At 74.3% G+C, this 1,536-nt stretch carries 3 protein-coding genes; all 3 read left to right on the top strand.

What is annotated here, in order from left to right; genetic code table 11:
- A partial coding sequence (locus H5J30_RS32485) for an MSMEG_4193 family putative phosphomutase (RefSeq protein WP_181791237.1) occupies window positions 1-567 on the top strand: 567 nt, incomplete at its 5' end.
- Window positions 568-652: 85 nt separating this feature from the next.
- Entirely contained in the window at window positions 653-1,243 is a 591-nt protein-coding gene (locus tag H5J30_RS32480) for a DUF3090 domain-containing protein (RefSeq protein ID WP_181791235.1), read from the top strand.
- On the top strand, window positions 1,207-1,536 hold a 330-nt coding region (locus H5J30_RS32475; RefSeq protein ID WP_508471080.1), incomplete at its 3' end, for a protein kinase family protein. The genes H5J30_RS32480 and H5J30_RS32475, both read left to right, overlap by 37 nt.

Here is a 1,536-nt window from a genome sequence, read left to right as displayed (position 1 = left end):
ACGCTGAAGCCGCTGCTGGCCGCCCGCCCGGAACTGCCGGTGCACGTCGACGAGCGGCTGACCGAGTGCGACTACGGCGAGTGGAGCGGCGGCAAGCTCGCCGAGCTGGCGGCGGAGCCGCTGATGGCCACCGTGCAGCAGCACCCGTCGGCGGCCGGGTTCCCCGGCGGCGAGACGATGCGGGCAATGCAGGCGCGCGCCGTGGAGGCGGTACGGGAGTGGAACGCCACCGTGACCGCCGAGCACGGCCCCGAGGCGCTGTACGTGATGTGCAGCCACGGCGACGTCATCAAGTCCGTCGTCGCCGACGCCCTCGGGATGCACCTCGACCTCTTCCAGCGCATCGCCGTCGGCCCCGCCTCCGTCACCGCGATCCGCTACACCCCGCTGCGCCCCTTCGTGCTGCTCCTCGGCGACACCGGCCGGCTCGACGGACTCGCCCCGCCGCCGCCCGCAGAGCCGGACGCGGAGGCGGGTCCGGAGGGGGAGAGCGGGGAGCGGGGCACGGGGCAGAGCGCGGCGGACGCGTCCGCCGCGGAGGTGGGCGGCGGTGCTGGAGCCGGTTGATCCCCGATGATCAGCTGTCGCAGTAGGGTGGTCGGATCCGTCCCGCAGCGGATCCCGTACAGGAGACGAGCAATCGGAGCAGCACGTGCCGCGTGAGGTTTACTTCTACGACCCGCCGGACCGCTTCGTGGCCGGCACGGTCGGGCTGCCGGGGCGCCGCACCTTCTTCCTGCAGGCGTCCAAGTCCGGCCGCACGACCAGCGTTGCGCTGGAGAAGGCGCAGGTGTCCGCGCTGGCCCAGCGGATCGACGAGCTGCTCGACGAGGTGGTACGGCGCAGCGGCGGCACCAGCGAGGTGCCCGCCGTCGCCCCCGCCGAGCTGTCCGACACCGCGCCCCTGGACGCCCCCATCGAGGAGGAGTTCCGGGTCGGCACGATGGCGCTGGCGTGGGACGCGGAGAGCGATCGCATGGTCGTCGAGGCGCAGGCCCTGGTCGAGTTGGACGCCGACTCCGACGAGGACCTGGCGGCGGCCGAGGAGGCGCTGCTGCAGGACGACGAGAACGGTCCGCCGATGCTGCGCGTACGCCTGACCGGGCAGATGGCGCGCGCCTTCGCCAAGCGGGCCAACGACGTGGTGAACGCCGGCCGGCCGCCCTGCCCGCTGTGCAGCCTGCCGCTCGACCCGGAGGGACACGTATGTCCGCGCCAGAACGGATACCGCCGGGGGGAGTGAGCCCGCTCGCCCTGGCGCCCGACGAGGCCCGCACGCTGCTCACCGGCGGCGAGCTGACCGTCGCCGGGCGCATCCGCGGTGCGTCGAACGCGGTCCTGTTCTGCACCGTCGCCCACGCCGGGCGCACGGCGGAGTGCGTGTACAAGCCGGTGGCGGGGGAGCGGCCGCTGTGGGACTTCCCGGACGGGACGCTGGCGCAGCGCGAGGTCGCGGCGTACGAGGTCTCCGAGGCCACCGGCTGGGGGCTGGTGCCGCCGACGGTGCTGCGGGACGGGCCGTTCGGCGAGGGCATG

It is taken from the genome of Streptomyces phytophilus (assembly GCF_013870535.1).
GTDB classification, from domain to species: Bacteria; Actinomycetota; Actinomycetes; order Streptomycetales; family Streptomycetaceae; genus Streptomyces; species Streptomyces phytophilus.
Note: the sequence above shows the minus strand (reverse complement) of the source record. Positions and strands in the feature narration are given on the sequence as shown.